Source organism: Roseateles saccharophilus (genome assembly GCF_031458095.1).
Lineage (GTDB): Bacteria > Pseudomonadota > Gammaproteobacteria > Burkholderiales > Burkholderiaceae_C > Pelomonas > Pelomonas saccharophila_A.
In genome coordinates this window covers 1,298,208-1,322,922 of the sequence record NZ_JAVDXU010000001.1, presented here as the reverse complement: position 1 = coordinate 1,322,922, position 24,715 = coordinate 1,298,208, and the positions used below count along the sequence as shown (strand labels likewise).

Annotated in this window: 22 protein-coding genes; 12 read left to right on the top strand and 10 right to left on the bottom strand. The window is 66.1% G+C overall.

The window, feature by feature from the left end:
* The first annotated feature begins 9 nt into the window (after positions 1-9).
* The 4 genes from J2X20_RS06060 to J2X20_RS06045 all read left to right on the top strand — a co-directional run bounded on the left by J2X20_RS06060 (position 10) and on the right by J2X20_RS06045 (position 7,735).
* Positions 10-792, top strand: a complete 783-nt coding sequence (locus tag J2X20_RS06060) for a ZIP family metal transporter (protein ID WP_310262248.1) — start codon at positions 10-12, stop codon at positions 790-792.
* Positions 779-1,921, top strand: a complete 1,143-nt coding sequence (locus J2X20_RS06055; RefSeq protein ID WP_310262246.1) for a hypothetical protein — start codon at positions 779-781, stop codon at positions 1,919-1,921. Before J2X20_RS06060 ends, J2X20_RS06055 begins: the two co-directional genes overlap by 14 nt.
* An 83-nt stretch (positions 1,922-2,004) precedes the next feature.
* Positions 2,005-7,404 (top strand): hypothetical protein, encoded by a 5,400-nt coding sequence (locus J2X20_RS06050; protein WP_310262243.1) that lies wholly within the window; start codon positions 2,005-2,007, stop codon positions 7,402-7,404.
* A gap of 10 nt (positions 7,405-7,414) precedes the next feature.
* Positions 7,415-7,735: a hypothetical protein gene (locus tag J2X20_RS06045; RefSeq protein WP_310262242.1), complete on the top strand. Its 321-nt coding sequence runs from the start codon at positions 7,415-7,417 to the stop codon at positions 7,733-7,735.
* Between the two features lie 1,052 nt (positions 7,736-8,787).
* On the opposite strand, the gene trxC is transcribed toward J2X20_RS06045, so the two are convergent.
* From trxC to J2X20_RS06020, 5 genes are all read right to left on the bottom strand, one after another.
* On the bottom strand, positions 8,788-9,210 hold the full coding sequence (gene trxC, locus J2X20_RS06040; RefSeq protein ID WP_310262241.1) for a thioredoxin TrxC: 423 nt from the start codon (positions 9,208-9,210) through the stop codon (positions 8,788-8,790).
* Between the two features lie 328 nt (positions 9,211-9,538).
* Entirely contained in the window at positions 9,539-9,754 is a 216-nt protein-coding gene (locus J2X20_RS06035; RefSeq protein ID WP_310262239.1) for a hypothetical protein, read from the bottom strand.
* 138 nt (positions 9,755-9,892) lie between these two features.
* The gene (locus J2X20_RS06030; RefSeq protein WP_310262237.1) at positions 9,893-11,257 is read right to left on the bottom strand and encodes a sensor histidine kinase; all 1,365 of its coding nucleotides are present in this window, start codon (positions 11,255-11,257) and stop codon (positions 9,893-9,895) included.
* On the bottom strand, positions 11,226-11,912 hold the full coding sequence (locus tag J2X20_RS06025; protein WP_310262235.1) for a response regulator transcription factor: 687 nt from the start codon (positions 11,910-11,912) through the stop codon (positions 11,226-11,228). The genes J2X20_RS06030 and J2X20_RS06025 overlap by 32 nt, the downstream gene beginning before the upstream one ends.
* Positions 11,912-12,712 (bottom strand): MipA/OmpV family protein, encoded by an 801-nt coding sequence (locus J2X20_RS06020; RefSeq protein WP_310262232.1) that lies wholly within the window; start codon positions 12,710-12,712, stop codon positions 11,912-11,914. Before J2X20_RS06020 ends, J2X20_RS06025 begins: the two co-directional genes overlap by 1 nt.
* Before the next feature lie 342 nt (positions 12,713-13,054).
* On the opposite strand from J2X20_RS06020, the gene J2X20_RS06015 reads away from it, so the two are divergent.
* Positions 13,055-13,210 (top strand): hypothetical protein, encoded by a 156-nt coding sequence (locus J2X20_RS06015; protein ID WP_310262229.1) that lies wholly within the window; start codon positions 13,055-13,057, stop codon positions 13,208-13,210.
* A gap of 62 nt (positions 13,211-13,272) precedes the next feature.
* Positions 13,273-13,965, top strand: a complete 693-nt coding sequence (locus J2X20_RS06010; RefSeq protein WP_310262226.1) for an MlaA family lipoprotein — start codon at positions 13,273-13,275, stop codon at positions 13,963-13,965.
* Between the two features lie 18 nt (positions 13,966-13,983).
* On the opposite strand, the gene J2X20_RS06005 is transcribed toward J2X20_RS06010, so the two are convergent.
* From J2X20_RS06005 to J2X20_RS05990, 4 genes are all read right to left on the bottom strand, one after another.
* Positions 13,984-14,418: a universal stress protein gene (locus J2X20_RS06005; protein ID WP_310262223.1), complete on the bottom strand. Its 435-nt coding sequence runs from the start codon at positions 14,416-14,418 to the stop codon at positions 13,984-13,986.
* A gap of 66 nt (positions 14,419-14,484) precedes the next feature.
* A complete protein-coding gene (locus tag J2X20_RS06000; protein WP_409034135.1) occupies positions 14,485-15,297 on the bottom strand; it encodes a sulfurtransferase in 813 nt (270 codons plus the stop codon).
* 2 nt (positions 15,298-15,299) lie between these two features.
* Complete coding sequence (locus J2X20_RS05995; RefSeq protein WP_310262219.1) at positions 15,300-16,202, bottom strand: DMT family transporter; 903 nt, start codon at positions 16,200-16,202, stop codon at positions 15,300-15,302.
* Positions 16,202-17,314: an aromatic ring-hydroxylating oxygenase subunit alpha gene (locus J2X20_RS05990; protein ID WP_310262218.1), complete on the bottom strand. Its 1,113-nt coding sequence runs from the start codon at positions 17,312-17,314 to the stop codon at positions 16,202-16,204. The genes J2X20_RS05995 and J2X20_RS05990 overlap by 1 nt, the downstream gene beginning before the upstream one ends.
* A 234-nt stretch (positions 17,315-17,548) precedes the next feature.
* Here J2X20_RS05990 and xseB point away from each other — a divergent pair, with 234 nt between their 5' ends.
* Genes xseB through dxs form a run of 3 tightly spaced genes read left to right on the top strand, consistent with a single transcriptional unit; the run spans position 17,549 to position 20,601 of the window.
* Entirely contained in the window at positions 17,549-17,809 is a 261-nt protein-coding gene (xseB, locus tag J2X20_RS05985; RefSeq protein ID WP_310262216.1) for an exodeoxyribonuclease VII small subunit, read from the top strand.
* The gene (locus J2X20_RS05980; RefSeq protein ID WP_310262213.1) at positions 17,806-18,693 is read left to right on the top strand and encodes a polyprenyl synthetase family protein; all 888 of its coding nucleotides are present in this window, start codon (positions 17,806-17,808) and stop codon (positions 18,691-18,693) included. Before xseB ends, J2X20_RS05980 begins: the two co-directional genes overlap by 4 nt.
* Before the next feature lie 12 nt (positions 18,694-18,705).
* A complete protein-coding gene (dxs, locus tag J2X20_RS05975; RefSeq protein WP_310262211.1) occupies positions 18,706-20,601 on the top strand; it encodes a 1-deoxy-D-xylulose-5-phosphate synthase in 1,896 nt (631 codons plus the stop codon).
* Here the strand turns inward: dxs and J2X20_RS05970 are convergent.
* Entirely contained in the window at positions 20,549-21,457 is a 909-nt protein-coding gene (locus tag J2X20_RS05970; RefSeq protein WP_310262208.1) for a LysR family transcriptional regulator, read from the bottom strand. The genes dxs and J2X20_RS05970 overlap by 53 nt on opposite strands.
* Before the next feature lie 58 nt (positions 21,458-21,515).
* Between J2X20_RS05970 and lysA the strand changes: the two genes are divergently transcribed.
* The 3 genes from lysA (at position 21,516) to ahpC (ending at position 24,631) form a co-directional block, all read left to right on the top strand.
* Positions 21,516-22,763: a diaminopimelate decarboxylase gene (gene lysA / locus J2X20_RS05965; RefSeq protein WP_310262206.1), complete on the top strand. Its 1,248-nt coding sequence runs from the start codon at positions 21,516-21,518 to the stop codon at positions 22,761-22,763.
* 47 nt (positions 22,764-22,810) lie between these two features.
* On the top strand, positions 22,811-23,941 hold the full coding sequence (locus tag J2X20_RS05960; protein ID WP_310262203.1) for an HD domain-containing phosphohydrolase: 1,131 nt from the start codon (positions 22,811-22,813) through the stop codon (positions 23,939-23,941).
* Positions 23,942-24,067: 126 nt separating this feature from the next.
* The gene (ahpC, locus tag J2X20_RS05955; RefSeq protein ID WP_310262200.1) at positions 24,068-24,631 is read left to right on the top strand and encodes an alkyl hydroperoxide reductase subunit C; all 564 of its coding nucleotides are present in this window, start codon (positions 24,068-24,070) and stop codon (positions 24,629-24,631) included.
* Positions 24,632-24,715: the final 84 nt, after the last annotated feature.

The window sequence follows — 24,715 nt, the reverse complement described above, 5'->3', positions numbered from 1 at the left end:
CCTGATCCCATGACCCTTCTCTATATTGTGCTCGCCACCTTCGCGGGCGGCCTGCTGTCGGTGCTCGTCGCCGCGAGCCTGACCATCGGCGTGCTGACCCGCCTCGTGAAGAGCCTGGTCAGCCTGTCGGCCGGCATCCTGCTGGGCACGTCGCTGCTGAACGTGCTGCCCGAGGCCTTCGAGAGCCGCACGGCCCAGCCGCAGACCCTGTTCGCCGTGCTGCTGGGCGGCCTGCTGTTCTTCTGGCTGCTGGAAAAGGTCGAGCTCTACCGCCACACCCACCACCACGAAGACGACGGCCACCACCATCACCACCACTTCGACGCCGAGCAGGCCGGCCGTGGCGGCCTGACCGTGCTGGTGGGTGACAGCATCCACAACTTCTGCGACGGCGCCATCATCGCGGCCGCCTTCCTGGCCGACACGCGCCTGGGTTTTGCCACGGCCCTGGCCATCGTGGCCCACGAGATTCCGCAGGAAGTCGGCGACTACATCGTGCTGCTCAACGCCGGCCTGTCGCGCGGCAAGGCCCTGCTGTTCAACGCCATCTCCGGCATGGCCGCTGTCGTCGGCGGCGTGCTGGGCTATTTCCTGATCGGCAGCTTCGACGGCGTGCTGCCCTATCTGCTGGTGCTGGCCTCCAGCAGCTTCATCTACATCTCGGTGGCCGACCTGCTGCCCCAGCTGCAGCAGCGCCTGGCCTGGCGCGAGACCTTCGCCCAGGTGGCCTGGCTGGCCATCGGCCTGGGCGTGGCCTTCGCGGTGTCACAGCTGCTGCATGGGGCTCATTGACGCCGGGCTGCGCGGCGCCCTGGTCGCCGTGCTGGTCCTGGTGGTGCTGATGCTGCTGCCCCACTGGCGGCATGCCCGACATGCCGACCTCGTGCGCACGGGCATCGCGTTGTCGCTGTCCTCGGCCGTGCAGGCCCTCTCGGCCTCGCCCTGGGTGGAACATGAACTGCGCTGCGCCGTCCAGGCGCCCGGCATCGGCATTTCCCTGGGCTCCGCCGTGCTGTTCTGGCTGTTTGCACGCGCCGTCTTCGAAGACGGCTTCCGCCTGCGCCCCTGGCATGGCCTGCTGTGGGGGGCGGTCGCGCTGTTCGGCGCCATGGCCTGCCAATGGGGCACGTGGTGGCAGCCCTGGGTGTTGATGCGTGCCATTCCCGTCGTTTTCGCCTTGCTGGGCCTGGCGGCCGTGGCCGGGCCCTGGCGCGTCGACCTCGTCGAGCCGCGCCGGCGCCTGCGCGGCCTCGTGGTGGGCGGCGGTGCCAGCTATGCCCTGGCCATGGTGGCTTTGCGCGTCAGCTCCCGGGATGGCACCCTCAGCGACGCGACGGCCCTGGCCGACGTGGCGATGCTGCTGACCCTGACCAGCCTGATCGCCTGGCAGCTGCTACGGCCGAGCGCCTTCCGCGCGCGTTGCGAGCGCGACCTGGCCGAGGACTTCCCCGCCTGCGTCGGCCTGGCCACCCGCCTGACCGGTGGGGCGCTGGACGGCTTCAAGCTCTGGCTGGCCCGGCGCGTGCTGGGCTGGAAGTTCGGTGGCGACGATGCGCCGCAGACCCACACCGACCCGCGCATGGCCGCCATCGTGGCCGCCGTGCCGGCGGCGGCCGACTTCGACATGAGCACCCTAGCCAAGCCGCGCGTGCCGCTGGGCCTCATCACCGCCGACGGCGACCGCTGGCTTGCGCCGCGCTTTCACGGCGACGCGGTGCTGGCGGCCTGCCAAAGCTGCGAGCTGCTGGCCGCGCTGCCGGGCGCCGGCCATGGCGCACTACTCGCGCCGCCTCCGCCGGCCAGCAATCTCGGCCGGCTGGAATGCGACCTGCTGTGCGACCCGCCGGGCTTTGATCGCCCCAGCGCGACTGCGCGATGGGTGGAGGCGGTGGTGCACTTTTTCCGCGAGCGTCTGCGATAGCCGATATGTGACCGTTTGAAACAACGCTAAACCGCTGGGCCGTTCTCTGGATTACCTAAATGCCGATCCTTGGGAGAGAACACATGGTTTCAGTGGTGACGGGTAGTGGCGCAGGCTTGGTCAACACCTCCAAGGACGTGTTGGGCGCAGCGGGCGGGCTGGGGCAAGCGTCGACGGGGCGGGCCGGTGAGCAGGTCACGGTCAACGCGGCCAATGGCAATCTCGTCGTGCAGGACCGCGACGAATTCCTAGCTGGCGTTGGTCCGGACGCCAATCTCCTTCGTACCTACAACAGCCAGGGTGGCTGGGATGGCGACAACGGCGACCGCTGGCGCATCGGCTACTACCGCAAGGTGTACGGCCTCGGCGGCGGCATGATCAAGCGCGTGGAGGCTGATGGCCGGCTGACCACTTACACCCTGGAAGGTGGCCAATACGTCAGCAAGGACGGTTCGGGTCAGTACGACACCCTAAGCTACGACGCTCCCAGTGATACCTGGACCTGGCGCGACGGCGATACCGGCACCACCGAGACCTATCAACTCTATGGCGCTGGCAACTATCGCCTGACGCGAGTGACGGACCCCGAGGGCCACTATGTCGCCATCGACTACAGCGGCGACCAGATCTCGCGGATCTCGACATACAAGGCAGGCGGCGCCACGGCGATCGGAGTCATCAAGCTCACCTACGGCGGCACCAAGCTGCAAAGCACCGAGTATTGGGAAAGCGGCGCCAAGGCGCGCAGCCTCACCCGCTATGACTACGACAGCTCGGACCGGCTCTGGCACGTCACGACCGATTTGAGCCCGGACGACAGCGCCGTTGCCGATGGCAAGGTCTACACCATCACCTACGGCTATGAAGGCGCCGCCGTGGATGCGCGGCTGAACTCGATCCAGCAGACCGACGGCACCCAGATCACCATCAGCTACGAGTCCGGCACCGGGCGCGTCGCGTCGGTCCTCGACGGTCGGGGGTTGGGCACAACTTTCACCTACGACGCGCCTGGTACCACGACCGTCAAGGACGCGCTGGGCCAAGCTACCACGCTCAAGTACAGCCCCAAGGGCGAACTGCTTGAAATCTTGGGTGCCGTGACGGGTGGCAGCAGCTTCACCCAGAAGTACACCTACGACCCCACCACCGGCGATCTGCTGACCAGTACCAACGCGAAGAACGAGACCACGACCTATGAATACAACAGCGTAGGGGCAATGACGCGCCGGACGGACGCAGCTGGCAATGTGCTGGAGCGTGGCTACACGTCTGGGAACTTGCTCGCCACTGAGACCCTTTATCTCGTGCCTGATCCGGACGGTCCGACCAATGCCGGCACAGCCAGCAAGCCCCTTACGACCAACTACTACTACGACACGACCTCGGGGCGTCGGCGTCTTATGTACGTCATCTACGGCGACGGATCGTTGACGAGCTATGTCTATGACGGTCTGGGTCAGCTTACCGACACCTTCAAGTACAGCCCCGACGTCGTCTTCTCTGGCAATCGCCAGACCTGGTCCGAGGTCAGCGCTTTTGCCACCAACGCCTTCAAAACCGACAAAGGTATCCAGCGCCTCCACCATGAGTACGACCTGCGTGGCCTGCTGAGCAAGGAGCGCAGCTATGCCAGCAGCACCTACAACGCCACCACCAACGGGTTCGATTCCGTCGACGCGACCGACACGATCTACACCTACGACCCTTCAGGCCGCCTGCTCAGCCGCCTGGACGCCAGCGGCGTCAAGCTGGCTTACGAGTACGACGGGCTGGGGCGCATCACCAAGAGCCTGGACACCAACCTGGTGGCGACGGTCTACAGCTACGACGATGTTGGTCGCAAGACCAGCGTTCAATTGGCCAATGGCCAAACCACCGTCCAAACTTTCAACCAGTGGGGCGATCTTGTTGCGAGCGACGTTCTGGGGGCGGGCAACACGCAGGCCAATCCCAAGGCCTTAGGCGCCACCCAATACAGCTATGACAACCTGGGTCGTCTCTGGCGCACCACGGACGCGACCGGCGTGGCCGTCTTCAGCCTTTATGACGTCAGCGGGCGCAAGAGTGCGGACATCGCCGCCAACGGTCAGCTCACGGAGTACCTCTACGACGCCGCCGGACGCCTGATCCAGCGGATCGCTTACGCCACGCTGCTGAGCCAGACCACGCTGAGCGGCCTCACCGCCGCCAGCACGGTGGCCAGCGTTCGACCCGCGATGCAGGTGGATCAGGACCGCATCACCACCTCCTACTACGACATGGCCGGCCGGCTGACCGGGGTGCTCGATGCCGACGGTTATCTCAGCGTCACCAAATATGACGGCGCAAGTGCAGTCACGTCGCAAACGACCTACGCCAATGCGGTGGCCGTGACTCGGCTCGACGTCTCCAAAGGCACAACTCAAAGCAGCGCGCCGAGTCAGCCCGCCCCCACTGTGGACGCCGCCCGGGATCGCACGCTTCGCAATCTCTACGACGGGGCCGGCCGTCTGGCGGCTCAAATAGACGGCGATGGCGGGTTGACGCGGTGGACATATGACGCCACGGGCAATCGGCGCTCACAGTTGCGCCGCTCCACGCTTCTCGACGACAGCCTTCGCACCACGGGTGACCTGGCCACGCTGAGCAACCTGGCGCTGCTTGCGGATGACGAATTCACCCAGTGGCTCTATGACGGCCATGGCGTCCAGATCGCGCAGCTGAGCGCCGAGGGCTATTTCACCGAATTCACCTACGACGGAGCCGGGCGGCTCAAGGACACGCTGCAGTACCTGACGCGAGCCTTCAGGCCGATCGTCACTGGCAGTCCCAACACCCTGCGATGGCTGCAGCGCGCGGAGCTGGACACCCTGCGGCCTACCTTGGGTGCGGCCCTCAAGACCAGCCGCAGCTACAACAACCGCGGCCTGCTCGAGAGCGAGACGTCGGTGGACAGCACGGTCACCTTCTATCAGTACGACGACCTGCAGCGCCTCAAGACCAAGACGCTGGCCTATGGCAGCAGCGAGGCCGTCGGCCGCTATGTCGACTACGACGATTGGGGACGCGTCCAGATCGCGAAGACGTTGGGCGATGCGGCCGAGGCCGTCACGTGGTACGACGCCGCTGGCCGCCGCGTCCGGATCAAGGACGCGCGCGGCAACACGACCTTCTACTACTACGACGCCCAGGGGCGGCAGGTGTACGCCATCCTGCGCGATCCCCTCGTGGGTGGGGAAGTCACCGAAACGATCTACAGCAACTTCAGCGAGGTGCAGGCCACTGTCACGCACCGTGAGCGGCTTTCGCTGAACGACGTCGCAGGCCTCACAGGCGGCCAAGCAGCGACAGCTCGACTCAGTCGTGCACCGGCGGGTGACATCTCGCTGGCAGAAGCGATTGCAGCGCTGAGCAAGACCAGTTTCGACAACCGCAGCTCGGCGATCTACAACCGTCGAGGCCTGATCCAGCAGGCTATTGACGCATTGGGAGACAAGACTGACTACAGCTACAACGCCTTCAGCCAGCTGCGTCAAGAGAGCCGCGATATCGACCCGGTGGGCACGGCCAATGCGCGCCGCCTCACGCTCGACTATGGCTATGACCGGCGCGGCCATGCCACGCGAACCGAACGCAGCGGCCCTGGGCTGACAAGCGCCGTGATCACGGGCGCTACCTTCGACGCTCTTGGCCGGCTCTACGACACCACCGACGAACTCAGCCGCGTTACGCAATACACCTATACGCGTGACAGCGGCAGTGGCCGCAAGGTCACGATCGCCGGGCCTGCAGGCACCACATCGACCACGTATGACGCGCTGGATCGAATGGTCGCCCGTGTCGATCGCACCATCAGCACCGTCACCTACACACACGACGCCATCAATCGCAAACTGACGGTGAAGACCGCTGCGGGTATTCAGATCGTCACCGAGTACAACCGCAACGGCCAGGTCTACAAGGTGACCGACGGCGCCGGCGCGACCACCACCTACGCCTACGACGCTCACGGCAACCTACTCACCGTGACCGATGCGCTGGGCAACGTTACGCAGAACGGCTACGACGCCAACGACAACCTTGTCCAAGTCGTCCAGGGCCTGAAAGCTAACGCCAGCGGCGCCCCCATCAACGACGGGTCCGCCACCACGACCAGCTACAGCTTCGATGCCGCAAACCGCGTGCTGACCCAGACGGTAGACCCGCTGGTCAACGGCGTGGGGCTGAACCTGCAAACCCGTTACGAGTACGACGGTCAGGGGCGCAAGCTCAAGATCACCGACTCCCGCGGCACCGTGACGACCCAGGTCTTCAACGCCAAAGGCGAACTCGCGGACGTCATCGTCGACGACGTGGCAGGCGGCCTCAAGCTCAAGACCAGCTACAGCTACGACGCCCAGAGTCGCGTGCTTACCGTCGTCGAAGGCGCCGGCACGGCCGCTTCACGCAAGACGGCCTATGCGTACGACATCCTTGGTCGGCGTACGTCCGAAATCGTGGACCCCGAGGGCCTGAAGCTCAAGATCAGCTACGAGTACGACGCCGCTGGGCGTCTGGCCATCGAAGGCACGCTGAACACGACCAGTGAAGCGATTGCCGCCGCATGGCGTGGGGACTGGGCATTGGCGCGTGCCCATTGGAAATACGAGCCGTCGCCGGAAGCTCGGGCAGCTATTTACGAGCGCATCAATCCAGCGCCTGATCCGCGCTTTGCGCGCATCGATGCGGTTCGCAACTCAGGGCTGGCAGGCATTGTGTCCTTGGTCGGCGACGCCACCGGCGCGAGCAGCACAACCCTGGATCGGCTCGCTCAAGGTGGGGAACTGGTGGAGGGATCGTTTGGGCAACTGGGCGGGTTCCAATTGCCACGGTACGCAAGGTCCAACACATACGCTTCAAGAGCAAATAGACGTCCTAAAACAAACCCAGCAAGAGAAGAATGGCTGACTTCCAATAGTCGTTTGCGCGCTGAGCAGACAGTGGCCGGCGTAGATCTGCCCCTAGAGAGCCCTTCACCCATCGCATCCAGAATAGGACACGGACATGGCGATCATGGACACCAGACCAGTTTTAGCGAACAAGCCACTCGTGTAAGAACCGGCATTAGCCCCACTGGAAGGTCGGCGCCGACGAGTAAAGCCTCGAAGTTTGTCTCACCTGAAGCTGAGGCGGAGGCCATTGGTCGGGGAACAGAGGAATTGATGCGTGCTCTTGGAAGAGGAGTTGTGCCACCCGGCGTAATAGACGGGCGCGGCATGCCTACCTTTGTAGAACCAAACGGGCTCCCTGTTAGGTATTCCGTGATTGTTTCCACGAATCAACCTGGCGGTTTCGGTAAATCTGTTGTTAAACTTAAAAATGCTGCTACTGGCGCGGTATTTTATGATGGTTTTGGTTTGCCGGTGACTCAAATTTCGCCTACTGTTCTTATGAGTGCAAAAATTATATGGGAATATGTTCCAAGTATCGGTGGGTGGCGACAGGTGACATATTATCCAGAGTGAGGTGCTGCAAATGAGTGCTATAGATGCGTCAGCGTTGGTTGCCAAGGAGTTTGATTGCTACTATCAGGCGGATGAATTGATCTGGGAGGATTGGGCGTTTCGGAAACTCGCTAAAAACTCGGCGGAAAGGTTTGCTTTCTACGCCAGTGGCGATTCTCTGAATAAAGTCGTTGATATTCTTAGAGGGCTCCAATTGGATCGAAATGGCGATTTTATAAAAAAGTTGGAGAGAGATACAAATATCGATTGGTCCGACGAAATTAACTGGATTCGATTTCAGCATCAAATTGAGATGATTCTTGATTTTTTGCGAAACCCGGCGTCGCATTAATGCTCTGTGGATAGTCGAGTCATAAGTTCGCGAATCCGGGGCGCAAATTCGCAAATTCGGGATCACCCATTAGACGTTCGCGTCAAGTGGCAAACACGCTCCTTTGCACCGCAAGAGCGCACCTCTTCTCCTTAAAGACTGGATTCCCCGCCATCGAACTCACCGCGCACTTGGTTCTCGAAGTATTGGGCTGCGCCGCAGCGCACTAGTCACGCAGCGGGATCAAGGCCTGGAACTCAGCGCTTGAAGCGCCGAACTCGCCACCCCTGGCGGCTTTCACCGCCGCAGAAAGCCGTCTGTTCCCCAGCGCGTCCACTTATTGCGGGGCGCGATGGTCTCGCACAGGTCTTGTGGCTGCGCGTCCGGTGGCAGGTTCGCAAGTTCGGGGTTCGGGATTACGCGCGCGGTGTTCAGGGTCAGGGTCAATCGGTCCGGATGGAGTTCCGAAAATTTATGCACACCCAGGGCGGCAATGAGTAATTATTCATCGCTCTCTCTGGCTTAGGAGAACAAGACAACGAGCCTAGTCACTAGGCCCTAGGTTTCTGCATTTCTAATTTTCTTATCGAAACTAGGCGCGGATCCGGAATTGGATTACATTTGCGGCGGCTTCCTTGCATGGACCGATCCAGAGGATTATGCATTTCAACCGAGTTGGCGTATTTACGAGGAAGATCTCTTCAAAGAAATTTTTGCTCGCTGTGTGCGGCAACATATTGCATCAGTCGCAGGAGCTAGGGCTTATGAGATAGCGCTGATGCAAGCGCTTAAAAATTCGCAGCCCCACCGACTGCATAAATAATTTGTCTGCAGTTCTAAGCCCTTTGCTGCCCTCGGCGCGACATGTCTATCGACGCGCTCGAAGTCTGCGCCCGCTCGAAATGCCCAATTTAAGGCGTACTAGCCACTTATTGACTCGCGAGTCAGTGATTCGGCGGTAAGGTTGATATGCCAGCAGGCGAAGAGAAGGGCAGGGAGGAAATCAACTTGGAGAGGCGTACAGGTGAACAGGTATCTCTTTATTCGCAGCTGACAGCTGCGGGTACGCTTAGTTAGTCCATTGCCCCTTTGACCCAATTGTCGAGTTGCGCCGCCGTCATCGCCCCACTCTGCCGCGCCACCTCGCGCCCGCGGACAAACAGCACGGTCGTCGGAATGCTGCGAATCTGCAGGCTGGCGCTGCTGCGCTGCGCGGCATCACTGTCCACCTTGACGAAGCGGATGTCGGGCCGGGCGGCGGCGAGCTGCTCGAAATGCGGAGCGTACGAGTGGCAGGGCCCACACCAAGCGGCCCAGAAGTCCACCAGCACCGGCGCCTCGGTGCCCTGCAGATAGGGGCCGAGGTCGGCATCGCCCAGGGCCACAGGTTTGCGTGGCGCAACCGGGCCGCCACAGTGGCCGCAGGTTGGGTCGTCGGCAAGGCGTTCATCCGGCACGCGATTGCGGGTGCCGCATTGGGGGCAGACGAGGATCATGGGTTTGAATTTAATCCACGCTTGGCGACTCTATGCAGTGCATCAGTGCCGCGTGCCCGCGTAGGCCGTGCCTGACAGTGCCTCATCACTCCGCCAGCTTCTCGATCTGCTCGCGCACCTGTTTCAGCACCTCGTTCGCCAGGGCCTCGCCGGTCCTCACGACGCCGCGCGAGATGGCCATGGCGCCGATGAGGGCGGCCACGGCCAGCGTGGCCTTGGCGGGGCGTCGCCCTTGGCGGCCAGTGCGGCCTGCAGAGGTCGCGCAGCTCGAGGAAGGTGAAGGCTGCCTCGCGCCATTGAAGCAGGGGCGTTGGCAGGCGTGCCGGGATCATGCGGCGACTCCGATGCCCTGCTTGCGGTCTTCAGGCGCCTGCTGCGGCACGACGGCGACGGTGTAGCGCCTGGCATTCAGCAGGCGCAGGACGCCGCGGCTCGCGCGGTCCGCCAGGCGTGCGGTGGCATAGGGGCCGAGCCGCTTGACGGGGTAGACCCCCTCGCCATCGACGACTTCGATCCAGTGCGTGTTGTCATTGCCGGTCGTCATGTCAGAGGCCTCCGTGAACTTGAACCACGTCGCGCGTGGACCGCGGGGGCAGACGGGTGCCGACTGCCCTGCCTGCAGTGTGCAGAGCGCCGGTGAGGTCAAGATGAGGTCAGTGTGAAGTTCCGGGAGGGCCGCCGATCACTTGACGATGGAGACCTCCAGCCGCAGCCCCGGGTCGCCATGATGCGCCGTCAGCCGCCAGCCATGGGCCTGCGCGATCTCCTGGCAGATGGCCAGGCCCAGCCCGGCGCCATGGTCGCGGCGGTGGGCGCCGCGCCAGAAGCGCGCGAACAGCTTGGCGAGCTGGTCCGGTGTCACGCCAGGGCCGAAGTCGCGCACCGACAACGTCGTGGCGTCCACATCGATGGCGATGGCCGTGCCGGCCGGCGCGTGCTGGACGGCGTTCTCCAGCAGGTTCTTCAGCAGCGTGAAGAGGGCGCCGCGGTCGGCGTTCCATTCGATGCTGCCGGCCTGGCTCGTCAGCTCGATGCGCACCTGGGTGGCCTGGGCCATGCGGTCGAGATAGTCGGCCGCCTCGCGCGCCACGTCCAGCACGTCGATGGGCGCAAAGCCGTAGTTGTGCGCTTCGCTGGCCTCGGCCAGCAACAGCAGCTGCTGCACCTGGCGTGTCATGTGGGCCACGTCGCGCAGCAGCGCGTCGCGCTCGCCCCCTGGGTGGGTCAGCTCGATCTGGGCGCGGATCAGGGCCAGCGGCGTCTTCAGCTCGTGGGCGGCGGTCGCCAGGAATTCCTGCTGCACGCGGTAGCCGTGCTCCAGCCGCTCCAGCACGCGGTTGAAGCTTTCCACCAGCGGCGCGATCTCGATCGGGGCGCGCTCGCTTTGCAGCCTGGCGTGCAGGGAGCGCGGCGAGATCGCGGCCGCCGCCGTGGACAGCTCCTGCAAGGGCTTTTGCACATGGTGCAGCGTGATGAAGGCGCAGATGCCGAACACGAACAGCAGCACCGCGCTGAACAGGCCGATGCCTATGCCCATGAAGGGCAGCGCGAATTCGAGCCTGATCAGCTCGGCCAGCCTCGCGCTGTTGGCCATCTGAAAAAACCACTGTCGACCGCCGTGTTCGATCACCGCGGTGGCGCCTTGGAATGGGGTCCCTGCCCGGCTGAAATCAATGCGGCCCGGCTTGGGCGCCCCCGCCTGGCCGCTGTTCGACGGCCAGAAGCCATCTCCCGCCTGCGACTGCAGGACGACCCGCCCCGAGCTGTCGAGGACGCGATACGCCACCTCTTCCTTCATGGTCTCGAAGACCCAGGCATGCTTCTCGTCAAAGCCGACGGGCGCCCCTGACGCGCCGAATTTCATGTGTTTCCCCAGGCCTTCGGCGTTCTCCTTGACGTCTTCCTCCAGCAGGATGGGGCTTCTGAAGGCCAGCAGGCCCTTGATGACCAGCACGATGATCAGCACGCTCAGCACGACACCCGCCACGTAGGCGAGGATGACCTTGAAGCTGAGGCTATTCGTCCACGCCCGATTCACGAAGCGCATATCCCAGGTTCCTCACGTTGACGATGCGCTGGCGCGAGCCCACGGCCCCCAGCTTGCGGCGCAGGCGGTGCAGGGCCACGTCCAGCGCGTTGGGCGTCACCGCTTCGTCCAGACCCCAGCCGGCCGCTTCCAGTGCCCCGCGCCTGACGGTCTCGCCCGCCTTCTCGATCAGCAGCAGCATGATCTGCATCTCGGCCGCGGCCAGTGTGACGCTCTCGTCGCCGCAGCCCAGCGTGCCGGCATCCGGCCGCAACTGCAGGTCGCCCAGCCGCGGGGCCAGCGTGCGGCTGAGCACCGGCCGGCGCAGCAGGGCGCGCACGCGCGCCACCATCTCATCCATGGCGAAGGGCTTGGCCAGGTAGTCGTCGGCGCCAGCCTCCAGCCCCTCGACACGGTCGTGCAGCGCGTCGCGCGCCGTCAGCACGAGGCAGGGTGTACCCAGGCCTGCATCACGCAGGCGCTTCAGCAGCTCCAGTCCGTCGCCGCCGGGCAGGCCGCGATCCAGCACCAGCGCGCGATAGGGAATCTGCTGCAGGGCTGCCCAAGCCGCACTCACCCGGTCGACCACGTCGACGGCGATGCCGGCATTGGCCAGCCCCTTGCTGATCAGCTGCGCCAGTCGTTCGTGATCCTCGACCAGGAGAATGCGATTCATCAGAAGCGGTAGAGATAGCCCAGCAGCACGCGGTTCTCGGTCGAGCGGTCGACCAGGGGGCTGTTCTTGATCTCCTTGGCGAGGCCGGTCACGCCGACGTCGAGGAACACGGAGTGGTGACTGTCGAACATATAGGCGCCGCGCAGGCCCAGCTCGGTGTTGACGGCGGCCTTGGCCGTATAGGCCGCACGGCCTGCATTGGCCTCATGGCTGCGGACGCCGAAATAGTAGTCGACGTACTTCTTGTCCAGCCACGCCGCGCCCAGACGCGGCGTCAGCATCAGCTGCGGACCGAGACGGAAGCTCTTCTCCAGGCTCAGGCCGAAGCGCTGGCCCTTGCTGTGGCCCGAGGCGTCCGCCGACCAGTCGGCGCTCAGGTGGGCGACGTCGTTGCGCCAGGTGGCTTTGGCCCCGGCCCAGAAGCCGCCCTTGCGCTCGGCCATGCCGTTCAGGATGGGAGCGTCGCCGGCCTCGTAGCCAGCCATGTCGAAGCGGCCCACCAGGCGGAAGTCGATGGATTGCCGCTCGCCCAACCCCAAGCGCGGCAGCTTGACTTCGGCGCCCAGCCCGCTGAACTTGAACCAGCTGTTCTCGTAGCTCAGCATGGGCAGCACACGGGTCTCGCGATCCATGCCGGCATAGGGCTGCTGCTTGGAGATGGCCGCGACGCCCAAGCCCCAGGACGACGCCTCACCATCCTTGCCGCTCTGGTCTGCGGGAGCTGCTGCTGCAGCCAGCGGTGCGACCGCTGCGCAGGCCAGGGCCAGGATTTGAGAGGAGATGAGGTACAGCTGTCGCATGGGGACGTTCCCGGGGTGGGCAAGGTGAAGGGGCGCTCATCGTCGAGGTCGCCGTCTTACCGCGCACTTACCGGGCCTCTGCTGCAGGGCATGGCGCCGTAAGTGCCCGGAAAGTCGGGTGGCCGAACAGTCCGTCCCATGAGATTCACACCCCCTTCCCGCATGGTCTGGGCCGCCGCGGGCCTGCTGCGTGCGGCAGCCGCCGCGACGCCAAGGCAGCCCCGCTTGCCTGCAGCCGCGCACGTTGACGACGTGGCTGCGCATCGCCATTCAGCCAATGCAGAGCCTCCTTCGCAGCTGGCGCGCAACGGGCGCGTGAAGCGATGACTCCGAGGACAAGACATGCAAGCCTCCACCCGGCGTCTCCTGTCAACCTTCTTCATCGCCGTCGCGGGCGCGGCCATCTCGCTTGTCAGCGCTGCGCACGGGCCGCCGCCGGAGTTGGCCGCGCCCCTGGCTTGCGGCCTGCTGGCCCAGGTCGCGCTGGCGCCGCGGTAAGTGTTCAGCAAGACGACCCCGGACACGATGACCCGGGTCATCAAGATGAAGCGAGGTCTCGCATGCTGTCTGTCAGAACCTTCCTGCCCGGCCTGCTGCTGGGCTCCAGCGCACTGTTGTCGGGCTGCGCCACGACGCAGAACCCCGACCCGCTGGAGTCGATCAACCGCAAGACCTTTGCCTTCAACGAGGGCCTCGACAAGGTCGTGCTGAAACCGGCCGCCACAGCCTACAAGGCCGCCCTGCCGACGCCGGTGCGCACGGGCGTGTCCAACTTCTTCGCCAACCTGGGCGATCCCTGGTCGGGTGTGAACCTGATGCTGCAGGGGCGAGTGCGGGAGGGCCTGTCGGACTTCGCCCGCTTCGGCACCAATACGACGGCGGGTCTGTTCGGCCTGCTGGACGTCGCCACGGCTTGGGGCATGCCGCGCCATGGCGAAGGCTTCAGCGGCACGCTGGGCGCATGGGGCGTGGGCGGCGGAGCCTACCTGGTGCTGCCGCTGCTGGGGCCGTCCGATCTGCGCGGAGCGGCGGCGTTTCCCGTCAACAGCCTGGCCAGCCCGATCGGTCAGGTCAGCGACGTTGCGTTGCGCAACTCGCTGACGGTGCTCAGCATGGTGGACAAGCGCGCCGGTCTGCTGGACGTCACGCGCATCGTCGACGAGGCGGCGCTGGATAAATACCTGTTCGTGCGCGACGCCTGGCTGCAGCGGCGCGCGCAGCGGGAGGACGAAAGCAAGGCGGAGCAGCGATAGCCCGGCACGGGCCGGCCCTCACTTGACGATCAGCACCGGCGTCTCGATGTGAGTCAGCACCTTCTGCGCTTCGCTGCCCAGCAGCAAGGCGGCGAAGCCCTTGCGGCCGTGCGAGGCCATGACGATGAGGTCGACGTTCTCGGCCTTGGCGTGGTCGACGATGGCTTCCCAGGCGTGCAGGGCTTCGACCGTGCAGCCCTTGCAGGACAAGCCCGCGGCGGCGGCCGAGGCGCTGACGGCCTCGACGCGCTGGGTGGCGACGCGCAGCTGGGCGTCGATGAATTCCTGCGGCGGCACGGGCTGGATCTCGGAGACCGCGCTGTAGGGGAAGGGCTCCATGACGCTCAGTGTCAGCAGCTGGGCGCCGTGCACCTTGGCGAGCTGGATGGCGGTATCCACCGCGTGAGCGGTGATGTCGGAGCCGTCAGTGGGGACGAGGATGCGCTTGAACATTCGGTCCTCCAGTCGTTGCAGGGAACCACAGTGTGGCGCAACAGGGGCCGGAATGCTTGTCGGAGATCAACCCTTCGCGATCGGCCGGGTCGGGTCGGACGACCATTCGCTCCAGGAGCCCGGGTAGAGCAGTCCGTCGCCCAGGCCGGCGTGAGCCATGGCGAGCAGGTTGTGACAGGCCGTGACGCCTGAGCCGCATTGGTGCACGACGACCTTGGCGGCCAGGGGCTGCAGCTCCGCGCGCAGCTGGGCGGCTGGCTTGAAGCGGCCATCGGCGCCGAGGTTGTCCTTGAAGAAGCGGTTGCTGGCGCCGGGGATGTGGCCGGCGGCCTTGTCCAGGGGCTCGATCTCACCGCGGAAGCGCTCGGCGGCGCGGGCGTCGATGAGGCGGACATTGCCGAGTTTCTTCAGCAGCGTGGCGGCGTCGATCTGGCCGACGAGGGGCGCGCCGGGCTGCCAGTCGCTGGGCGTGGCGGCCGGAACCTCGGCCGTCATCTCGCCGTCCCAGGCGCCGTCGAGAACAGCGACCTCGGCATGCCCCAGCCAGCGCAACATCCACCAGAGATGGGCGGCATAGGGGCCGCCCTGGCGGTCGTAGGCGACGACCTGGCGGCCGGCCGTGAGGCCCAGGCGCCGCATCAGCGCGGCGAAAGTCTCGCGCTCCGGCAGCGGGTGGCGGCCGCGGAAGGCGCCGTCGGGGCCGGTCAGGGGGCCGCAGCAGTCGCGGTCCAGGTGCAGATAGAAGGCGCCGGGGATGTGGCCGGCCGTGTAGGTGCGCTCGCCGGCTGCGGTGTCGGCGAGGTCGAAGCTCGCTTCGAGGATGAGCGGGTTGGAGAGCGCGCGCAGCTCGGCGGGGGAGATCAGCGTCTTGTAGGGCACGGTCAGGTCTCGTTGGGGTTGAACTGGCTGTCCTTGGCCGGCGGGGCGACCTTGGCACGCAGCAGCGTCGCGGCGATGCCGGCCCCGATGATGAGCAGCATGCCGAAGAAGGCATGCCAGGTCAGCGGATCCTTGAACAGCAGCATGCCGTAGATGAAGGAGAACACGATGCCCAGGTATTGCAGGCAGGCGTTCACCAGTGGGCGGCCGATGGAGTAGGCCCGCGTCAGGCAGACCTGGGCCGTGGTGGCCAGCACGCCGACGGCCAGCAGCAGCGCGGCGCTCCACAGCGTGTGCGTGTGCAGGCCGCCCTCGGCGATGGCCGTGATGACGGCGCCGGCCACGCAGCCGCCGACGGAGAAGTAGAAGACCACGCGCAGCTCGGGTTCGCCGACTCGGCCGAGGGCCGTGACCTGCAGATAGGCCATCGCGGCGATCATGCCCGACAGCAGGCCGGCCAGGCCGTGCCAGAGCTGCTGCTGGTCCAGCGTCGGGCGCAGGATCAGGGCCACGCCGACAAAGCCGAGCAGCACCGAGGCCATCAGCCTCCAGTCCAGGCGCTGGGCGCCCATCAGCACGGCGCCGCCGAGCAGGAAGAGGGCCATCCAGACCGAGGACATGTAGTTCAGCGTCATCGCCGTGGCCAGGGGCAGCTTGCCGATGGCATAGAACCACAGGCACAGCGAGGTGACGCCGGAGATGCTGCGCCACAGATGCATGCCGGGCAGGCGGGTCTTGAGGCCGACGCCCTGGCGGCGGGCCAGCAGGGCCATCATGACCGAGCCCACCAGGCCGCGGTACATGACGATCTCGCTGGCCGCGTAGAACTCGCTGGCCAGCTTGACGCAGACACCCATGGTGGCGAACAGCAGCGTCGCCGCCATCATGAGCAAGGGAGCCGGCATCAGCCCACGTTGCCCATCTGCTGGCGGAACCACTCGTGGAAGTGCTGCATGCCGTCTTCCATCGGGCTCTGGTAGGGGCCGACCTCGTTGTCGCCGCGCATCATCAGGGCCTTGCGGCCGGCATCCATGCGCTCGGCGATCTCGTCATCCTCGATGCAGGTCTCCATATAGGCGGCCTGGTGGGCCTCGACGAAGTCGCGCTCGAAGGCGGCAATCTCCTCGGGGTAATAGAACTCGACGAGGTTGACGGTCTTCTGCGGCGACACCGGATGCAGGGTCGAGACGACCAGCACATGCGGGTACCACTCGACCATGATGTGGGGGTAGTAGGTCAGCCAGATCGCGCCGGCCTCGGGCGGGCGGCCTTCGCGGAACTTCAGCAGCTCGTCATGCCAGCGCTGGTAGACGGGCGAGCCGGGGCGCTCCAGTTCCTTGTGCACGCCCACGGTCTGCACCGAATGGTGCTTGCCGAACTCCCAGGCCAGGTCGTCGCAGCTGACGAAGCCGCCCAGGCCGGGGTGGAAGGGGCCGACGTGGTAGTCCTCGAGGTAGACCTCGATGAAGGTCTTCCAGTTGTAGTTGCACTCGTGGACCTGGACCTTGTCGAGCACATAGCCGGAGAAGTCCAGCTGGGCGCGCGGGCCCAGCTTGGCCAGTTCGGCGGCGACGTCGTGGCCGTTGTCCTCGAACAGCAGGCCGTTCCACTCCTGAAGCTTGTAACGGTTCAGGTTCAGGCAGGGGTCGTGGTCGAAGTGCGGTGCGCCGATCAGCTCGCCCTGGTGGGAATAGGTCCAGCGGTGCAGGGGGCAGACGATATTGGCCCGGGTGTTGCCGCGCCCGCGCAGCATGACGGCCTGGCGGTGCCGGCAGACGTTGGAAATCAGCTCGATGCCGGTGGCCGAGCGCACCAGGGCCCGGCCTTCGCCCTCCTGCGGCAGGGCGTAGTGGTCACCGATTTCAGGGACGGCCAGTGCATGGCCGACATAGCGGGGCCCTCGCTGAAAGATGCTGGCCTGCTCGCGCTGGAACAGATCGGTATCGAAATAGGCGCTCACCGGGAGCTGGGTCTGGCTGCGTTGTAGCGCCGAGACGGGAAGGCTCAGGTCGGACATGATCCAGGCGGGTCTTTCAGGCGGAGTAGGGGTGCTGCGTCCCTCCGGCGCATCTCGGGGTTGCCGAGTCGGCCAGGTTGCTGTGGTGGTGGAGATCAGGAGTCGCGCGTGCGCGCGCTCGGGCGAGAGGTCCGGGATTCTACCCATGCCGGGCGACCTGCTGACGAAGGACACGCTGCGGCTGTGCGGGAATGGCAAAACCCGCTGACTACAATCAGCGTTTCGCGCTTTGAAATGACCAAGACCTCTCCCCGCACCAAGGCCGCCGCGACCGACGGCGATGCCGACCTCAGCTACGAGCAGGCGCTCGACGAGCTGGAGCGACTGGTGGCGGCCATGGAGGGGCAGCAGCTGCCGCTGGACCAGCTCCTGCACAGCTACAAGCGCGGTGCCGAGCTGCTGGCACTGTGCCGCGGCCGGCTGACGGCGGTCGAACAGCAGGTTAGGCTGCTGGATGGCGCCGAACTGAAGGCCTGGGAGGGCCCCGAATCTTGAATGCACAGGACTTTGACCGCTGGGTGCAGGCGTCGCTGAACGCCTTCGAGGCGGCTTTGGACGATCTCGTGCCCGCGGGCGCGCCGGCCGGCCTTGGCGAGGCGATGCGCTATGCGGTGCTGGGCGGCGGCAAGCGGCTGCGCCCCCTTCTGGTGCTAGCCAGCTGCGCAGCCGTCGGCGGCGACAGCTTTGCCGCCATGCGTGCGGCCTGCTCGGTCGAGCTCATCCACGCTTACTCGTTGGTGCATGACGACATGCCCTGCATGGACGACGACGTCATGCGCCGCGGCAAGCCGACGACCCACGTGGCTTTCGGCGAGGCCCAGGCCATGCTCGCCGGCGACGCCATGCAGGCCCTGGCCTTCGAGGTGCTGACGCCCGACACCGGCATCGCCCCGGCCCTGCAGGCGCGGCTGTGCTCCCTGCTGGCCCGCTCGGCGGGCCACGACGGCATGGCCGGCGGCCAGGCCATCGACCTGGCCAGCATTGGCAAGCAACTCGACGAGGTCACGCTGCGCGACATGCACCGCCGCAAGACGGGCGTGCTGCTGCAGGCCAGCGTCATGATGGGTGCTGCCTGCGGCCCCGCCTCGACGCAGGCGACCCAGGCCCTGGCCGACTACGGCGCGGCCTTGGGCCTTGCTTTCCAGGTCGTCGACGACATCCTGGACGTGACCCAGGACTCCACCGTGCTGGGCAAGACGGCCGGCAAGGACCAGGATGCCAATAAGCCGACGTATGTCAGCGTGCTGGGCCTGGAGGCTGCGCGAGCCCTGGCCCAGCAGTTGCGCGCCGAGGCCAAGGCGGCCCTGGCCGCCACGGGGCTGGCCGACGTCAGCCACCTCAGCCTGCTGGCCGACTCCGTTGTAGAGCGGGACAACTGAAGAAGGACCGCCATGGAATACACGCTGCTGAAGAGCATCGACAGCCCGGCAGACCTGCGCCGCCTGCCACGCACCGAGCTGAAGAAGCTGGCCGACGAGGTGCGCGCCTATGTGCTGGAAAGCGTCTCCAAGACTGGCGGCCATCTCGGCTCCAACCTCGGCACGGTCGAGTTGACCGTGGCCCTGCACTACGTCTTCAACACGCCGGATGACCGGCTGGTGTGGGACGTGGGCCACCAGACCTATCCGCACAAGGTGCTGACCGGCCGGCGCGACCGCATGCCGGGGCTGCGCCAGCTCGGCGGCATCAGCGGCTTCCCGCGCCGCGATGAGAGCGAGTACGACACCTTCGGCACCGGCCACTCGTCCACCAGCATCTCCGCCGCCCATGGCATGGCGATGGCGTTCAAGCTCAAGGGCGAGGACCGCAAGGCCGTGGCCATCATCGGCGACGGTTCGATGACCGCCGGCATGGCCTTCGAGGCCTTGAACAACGCCGGCGTGGCCCATGGCGGCCTGATGGGTGACCTGCTCGTCATCCTGAACGACAACGACATGTCCATCAGCCCGCCGGTCGGCGCGCTGAACAAATACCTCGCGCGGCTGATGAGCGGCAGCTTCTACGCCGCCGCCCGCGAGAGCGCCAAGAGCGTGCTGAAGAACACGCCGCTCTACGAGTTCGCGCGCAAGTTCGAGGAGCACACCAAGGGCATGGTCGTGCCGGGCACCATCTTCGAGGAGTTCGGCTTCAATTACGTCGGCCCCATCGACGGCCACGACCTGGACTCGCTGATCCCGACGCTGGAGAACCTGCGCGACAAAAAGGGCCCGCAGTTCCTGCACATCGTCACCAAGAAGGGTGCCGGCTACAAGCTGGCCGAGGCCGACCCGGTCAAGTACCACGCCGCCTCCGGCAAGTTCGACCCCGCCGTGGGCTTCGTCAAGCCGGCCACGCCGGGGAAGACCACCTTCACCCAGGTCTTCGGCGACTGGCTGTGCGACATGGCAGAGGCCGACCCGCGCCTGGTGGGCATCACGCCGGCCATGCGCGAGGGCTCGGGCATGGTCGAGTTCCACAAGCGCTTCCCGCAGCGCTATCACGACGTCGGCATCGCCGAGCAGCATTCGGTCACCTTCGCCGCCGGCCTGGCCTGCGAGGGCGTCAAGCCGGTCGTCGCCATCTATTCAACCTTTTTGCAGCGCGCCTACGACCAGCTGGTCCATGACGTGGCCATCCAGAACCTGCCCGTGCTGTTCGCTCTGGACCGTGCCGGCCTCGTCGGTGCCGATGGCGCGACCCACGCCGGCAACTACGACATCGCCTACACCCGCTGCATTCCCAATATGGCCGTGCTGACGCCGGCCGACGAGGACGAGTGCCGCCAGGCCCTGTACACCGGCTTCCTGCACAACGGCCCGGTCACCGTGCGCTATCCGCGCGGTGCCGGCGTCGGCGTCGTGCCGGTCAAGCAGATGACCGCCCAGGCCTGGGGCAAGGGCGAAGTGCGCCGCAAGGGCCAGCGCATCGCCGTGCTGGCCTTCGGCACGCTGCTCTACCCGACGCTGGAGGCGGCCGAGCGCCTGGACCTCACCGTGGCCAATATGCGTTTCGTCAAGCCGCTGGATGCCGAGCTCGTCTGCGAGCTGGCGCGCACGCATGAGGCCATCGTCACGGTGGAAGACGGCTGCCTCATGGGCGGCGCCGGCAGTGCCGTCACCGAGGCGCTGAACGCCGCCGGCTTGCATGTGCCGGTGCTGCAACTGGGCCTGCCCGACGAGTTTGTCGAGCATGGCGACCCCGTCAAGCTGATGAGCCTGTGCGGCCTGGACGCCGCCGGCATCGAGGCCAGCATCGTCAAGCGCTTTGGCGCGAAACCGACGGTGGTCGCCAGGACCGCAGCGCGCTGAGCAAGCCATCGACCAGCGGTTGCGCGGGTCGATGCAAGGGGATCAGGGCGCTGACCCGGTAGGGAATCGACACCGTCAACGGCCGCACGAGCAGGCTCCCGCTCGCGCAGGCCGCGGCCGTCAGCGGATTGACGATGGCCACGCCCAGGCCCGCCCGCACCAGCTCGCAGACGGCCACGGCGCTGTGCGTCTGCACGCGCAGACGGCGCGGGATGCCCGCAGCCTCGAAGCGCGCATCGATCTCGCGCCGGTAGGGGTCGTCCTCGGCCAGGCTGATGAAGTCCTGGCCCTCGAAATCCTTCAAGGCCAGCCGCCTGCGCGACGCCAGGGCATGGCTGGCCGGCAGCACGGCCACTTCATCGGCCTCCAGCACCGGTTCGACGCGCACGCCGGGCAGGGGTGTGGCCTGTTCGGCCAGGCCGAGGTCGAAGCGCTGCTCGCTGATCCAGGCGTCCAGCAAAGGCGGCTCGGCCGGAGTGATGGAGACGCGCGCTGACGGGCTTGCCGCCAGCAACTGCTGCAGCGCGCCGGGCAGCAGCGCGTGGGACAGGGCGGGCAGGCTGAGCAGGCTCAATTCCGCGTCTTCCGAGCGCCCCAGCGCCTCGGCTCTCTCGATGACGCGGGCGAGGCCCTGGAAGCTGCGCTCCACCTCTTCGAACAGCGCCCGCGCCCGCGCCGTGGCCTTGAGCCGGCCGCGCTCGCGTTCGAACAGGGCATAGCCCAGCAGCTGTTCCAGGCGCGCAAGGTCGCGGCTCAGCGTCGGTTGGGAGGTATGCAGCAGCGCAGCGGCGCCAGTGACGCTGCCGGCCGTCATGACGGCGCGGAAGACCTCGATGTGGCGGTGCTGGATATCCATATCAGGATTGAATTGTCGCAGTACAAATTTCAATTTGATTGAATGGATTGCCAGGCGCATGCTGCGCACCATGACCAAGCCCCTGCCCACCGCCCTGAACCCCGCCCGCCTGCAGGCCCTCGCCGCCGAGCACGGCACGCCGCTGTGGGTCTATGACGCCGCCACCATCCGCGAGCGCGTGGCCTCGCTGCAGCGCTTCGACGTCGTGCGCTTTGCGCAGAAGGCCTGCTCCAACATCCACATCCTCAAGCTGCTGCGCGAGGCCGGCGTCAAGGTCGACTCGGTGTCGCGCGGCGAGATCCTGCGTGCCTTGGCTGCTGGTTACGAGGTGGGCGGTGACGAGATCGTCTTCACGGCCGACCTGCTGGACCACGCCACGCTGGCCACCGTCGTCGAGCACCGCATCCCGGTCAATGCCGGCTCCATCGACATGCTGGACCAGCTCGGCGCCGCTTCACCCGGCCATGCCGTCTGGCTGCGCATCAACCCCGGCTTTGGCCATGGCCACAGCCACAAGACCAACACGGGCGGCGAGCACAGCAAGCATGGCATCTGGCATGCCGACCTGGGCGCCGCGCTGGCGGCCATCCGCCGCCATGGGCTTCAACTCGTCGGCCTGCACATGCACATCGGCTCGGGCGTCGACTACGAACACCTGGCCCAGGTCGGCCAGGCCATGGTGGGCCTGGTGCGCGAGACCGTCGCGGCCGGGCATGACTTGCACGCGATCTCGGCCGGTGGCGGCCTGTCCATTCCCTATCGCGATGGCGATGCCCGCATCGACGTGGCCCATTACTTCGGCCTCTGGGACGCCGCCCGCCGTGAGGCGCAAGGCCTGGTGGGCCACGCGCTGAAGCTGGAGCTGGAGCCCGGCCGCTACCTCGTGGCCGAAAGCGCCGTGCTGCTGGCCGAGGTGAGGGCGGTGAAGAACGCCGGTGCGAATCGCTTCGTGCTGGTGGACGCCGGCTTCAACGAGCTGATGCGCCCGGCCATGTATGGCGCCTTCCATGCGATGAGCCTCATCGGCGCCGGCGGCGCCGAGCAGCCCACCGTCGTCGCCGGCCCGCTGTGCGAATCGGGCGATGTGTTCACGCAGGGCCCCGGTGGCGAGGTGCTGACGCGCGACCTGCCGCCCGCCGCCGTCGGCGACCTGCTCGTCATCCACGACGCGGGGGCCTATGGCGCTTCCATGTCGAGCAACTACAACAGCCGCCCGCTGGCCGCCGAGGTCCTGGTCGAGGCAGACACCAGCCGCCTGATCCGCCGTCGCCAGACTGTCGAGGAGCTGCTGGCGCTGGAAACCTGAGCGTTTCTCCGCTGCGGGGGGCGCCCAAGTCCGGAGATCATCCGGCCATGAAACTCGTCCCCATCCAGCAGGTTGCCGGTCACATCAAGGCCGGGGCGCCCCTGCCTTTCGGGGTACGTGACGCCGAAGGCAAGCTGCTGCTCGCCAAGGGCCAGCCGGTGCCCAACGAGCAGATGCGCGAGGCGCTGCTGAACCGCGGCGTCTTCGTCGACATGGAAGAACTGCGTGATCCTTCCAGGCGCGGCAGTGACGAGGGCACGGGCGGTGAGGACTTCTTCGCCCGCTGGGAGGCGCTGCAGACGCGGCTGTCGGTGCTGCTGCGCGCGCCGCAGGAGCCGCTGTTCCTGCCGCGCGTCAAGGAATGCGCCGCGCTGCTGATCGCTTGGGCCGAGCGCTTCCCGGACCAGTTGCTGTTCGTCGTGATTCAGCACGACCACAGTCGTCACGAGGTGTATGGCCTGGCCCACCTGCTGCACACGGCGGCCGTCGCTGCCTTGCTGGCACGCCGCCTGGCTTGGGCGCCCGAGCGCCAGAAGAGCCTGGTCGGCGCGGCGCTGACGATGAACCTGTCCATCATCGACCTGCAGGGGCGGCTCGCCTCGCGCGGCGGCAAGCTGGCGCCGCCCCAGCGTGCGGCCATCGACCGCCATCCGGACGAAGCCGTAGCCTGGCTGCGCAATGCCGGGCTCGAAGACGCCGAATGGCTGGCCGCCGTGGCACAGCACCATGAGCAGCCGGGCGGCGGCGGCTACCCGCAGGGCCTGACCGAGCCCGACGAGACGGCCCAGCTGCTGCGCCTCGTCGACATCTTCCTGGCCAAGCTGGCCAGCCGGGGAGGGCGGGCCGGGCTGCCGGCGCCGCAGGCCGCCAAGTCGCTCTACACCGGCAGCAACGGCCACCCTTTCGCCGCTCTGCTGGTCAAGGAGGTCGGCATGTTCCCGCCCGGCACCCTGGTCAAGCTGGCCAGCGGCGAGACGGCCGTGGCCGTGCGCCGCGGTACATCGGGCAACACTCCCATCGTCAGCGCCGTGATGAATCGTCATGGGGATGCCCTAGGCTCACCGGTCAGGCGCGATACGGCGGTGGCCGAGTACGCCATCACGGGCCTCGTGGCCGCCCAGGTCCTGCGCGTGAAGCTGAGCCCGCACCAGCTCTACGACCGCCGCTACGAAGCCTGACGCCAGGCCGGTCCGGCCCGATAGGCTGGATCAATAACGGCGATTTGATTAATGTTTTCAACTGAAAATGTTAAGCCGATATAGTTCTGCCTATCCCATCAACCCAGTCCCTCTGGAGCTTTCGCAATGTCCCTGATCAACACCCAAGTCCAGCCCTTCAAGACCGAAGCCTTCCACAACGGCAAGTTCGTCACCGTCACCGAAGAATCCCTGAAGGGCAAGTGGTCCGTACTGATCTTCATGCCGGCCGCCTTCACCTTCAACTGCCCGACCGAAGTCGAGGACGCGGCCGACAACTACGCCGAGTTCCAGAAGCTGGGCACCGAGGTCTACATCGTCACGACCGACACCCACTTCTCGCACAAGGTCTGGCACGAAACCTCGCCGGCCGTCGGCAAGGCCAAGTTCCCCCTGGTCGGCGACCCGACCCACACCCTGACCAATGCCTTCGGCGTGCACATCCCCGAAGAAGGCCTGGCCCTGCGCGGCACCTTCGTCATCAACCCCGAAGGCGTCATCAAGACGGCCGAAGTGCACTCCAACGAGATCGCCCGCGACGTCAAGGAAACCCTGCGCAAGCTGAAGGCTGCCCAGTACACCGCCAAGAACCCCGGCCAGGTCTGCCCGGCCAAGTGGAACGAAGGCGCTGCCACGATCGCTCCGTCGCTGGACCTCGTCGGCAAGATCTAAGTCCATGCCCATGGCAAGGAGCCCGGGAGGGCTCCTTCCTCTCGCAGAGCCTCGCAGGTTCTGCTGAAAGGGCCTCCGAACCCG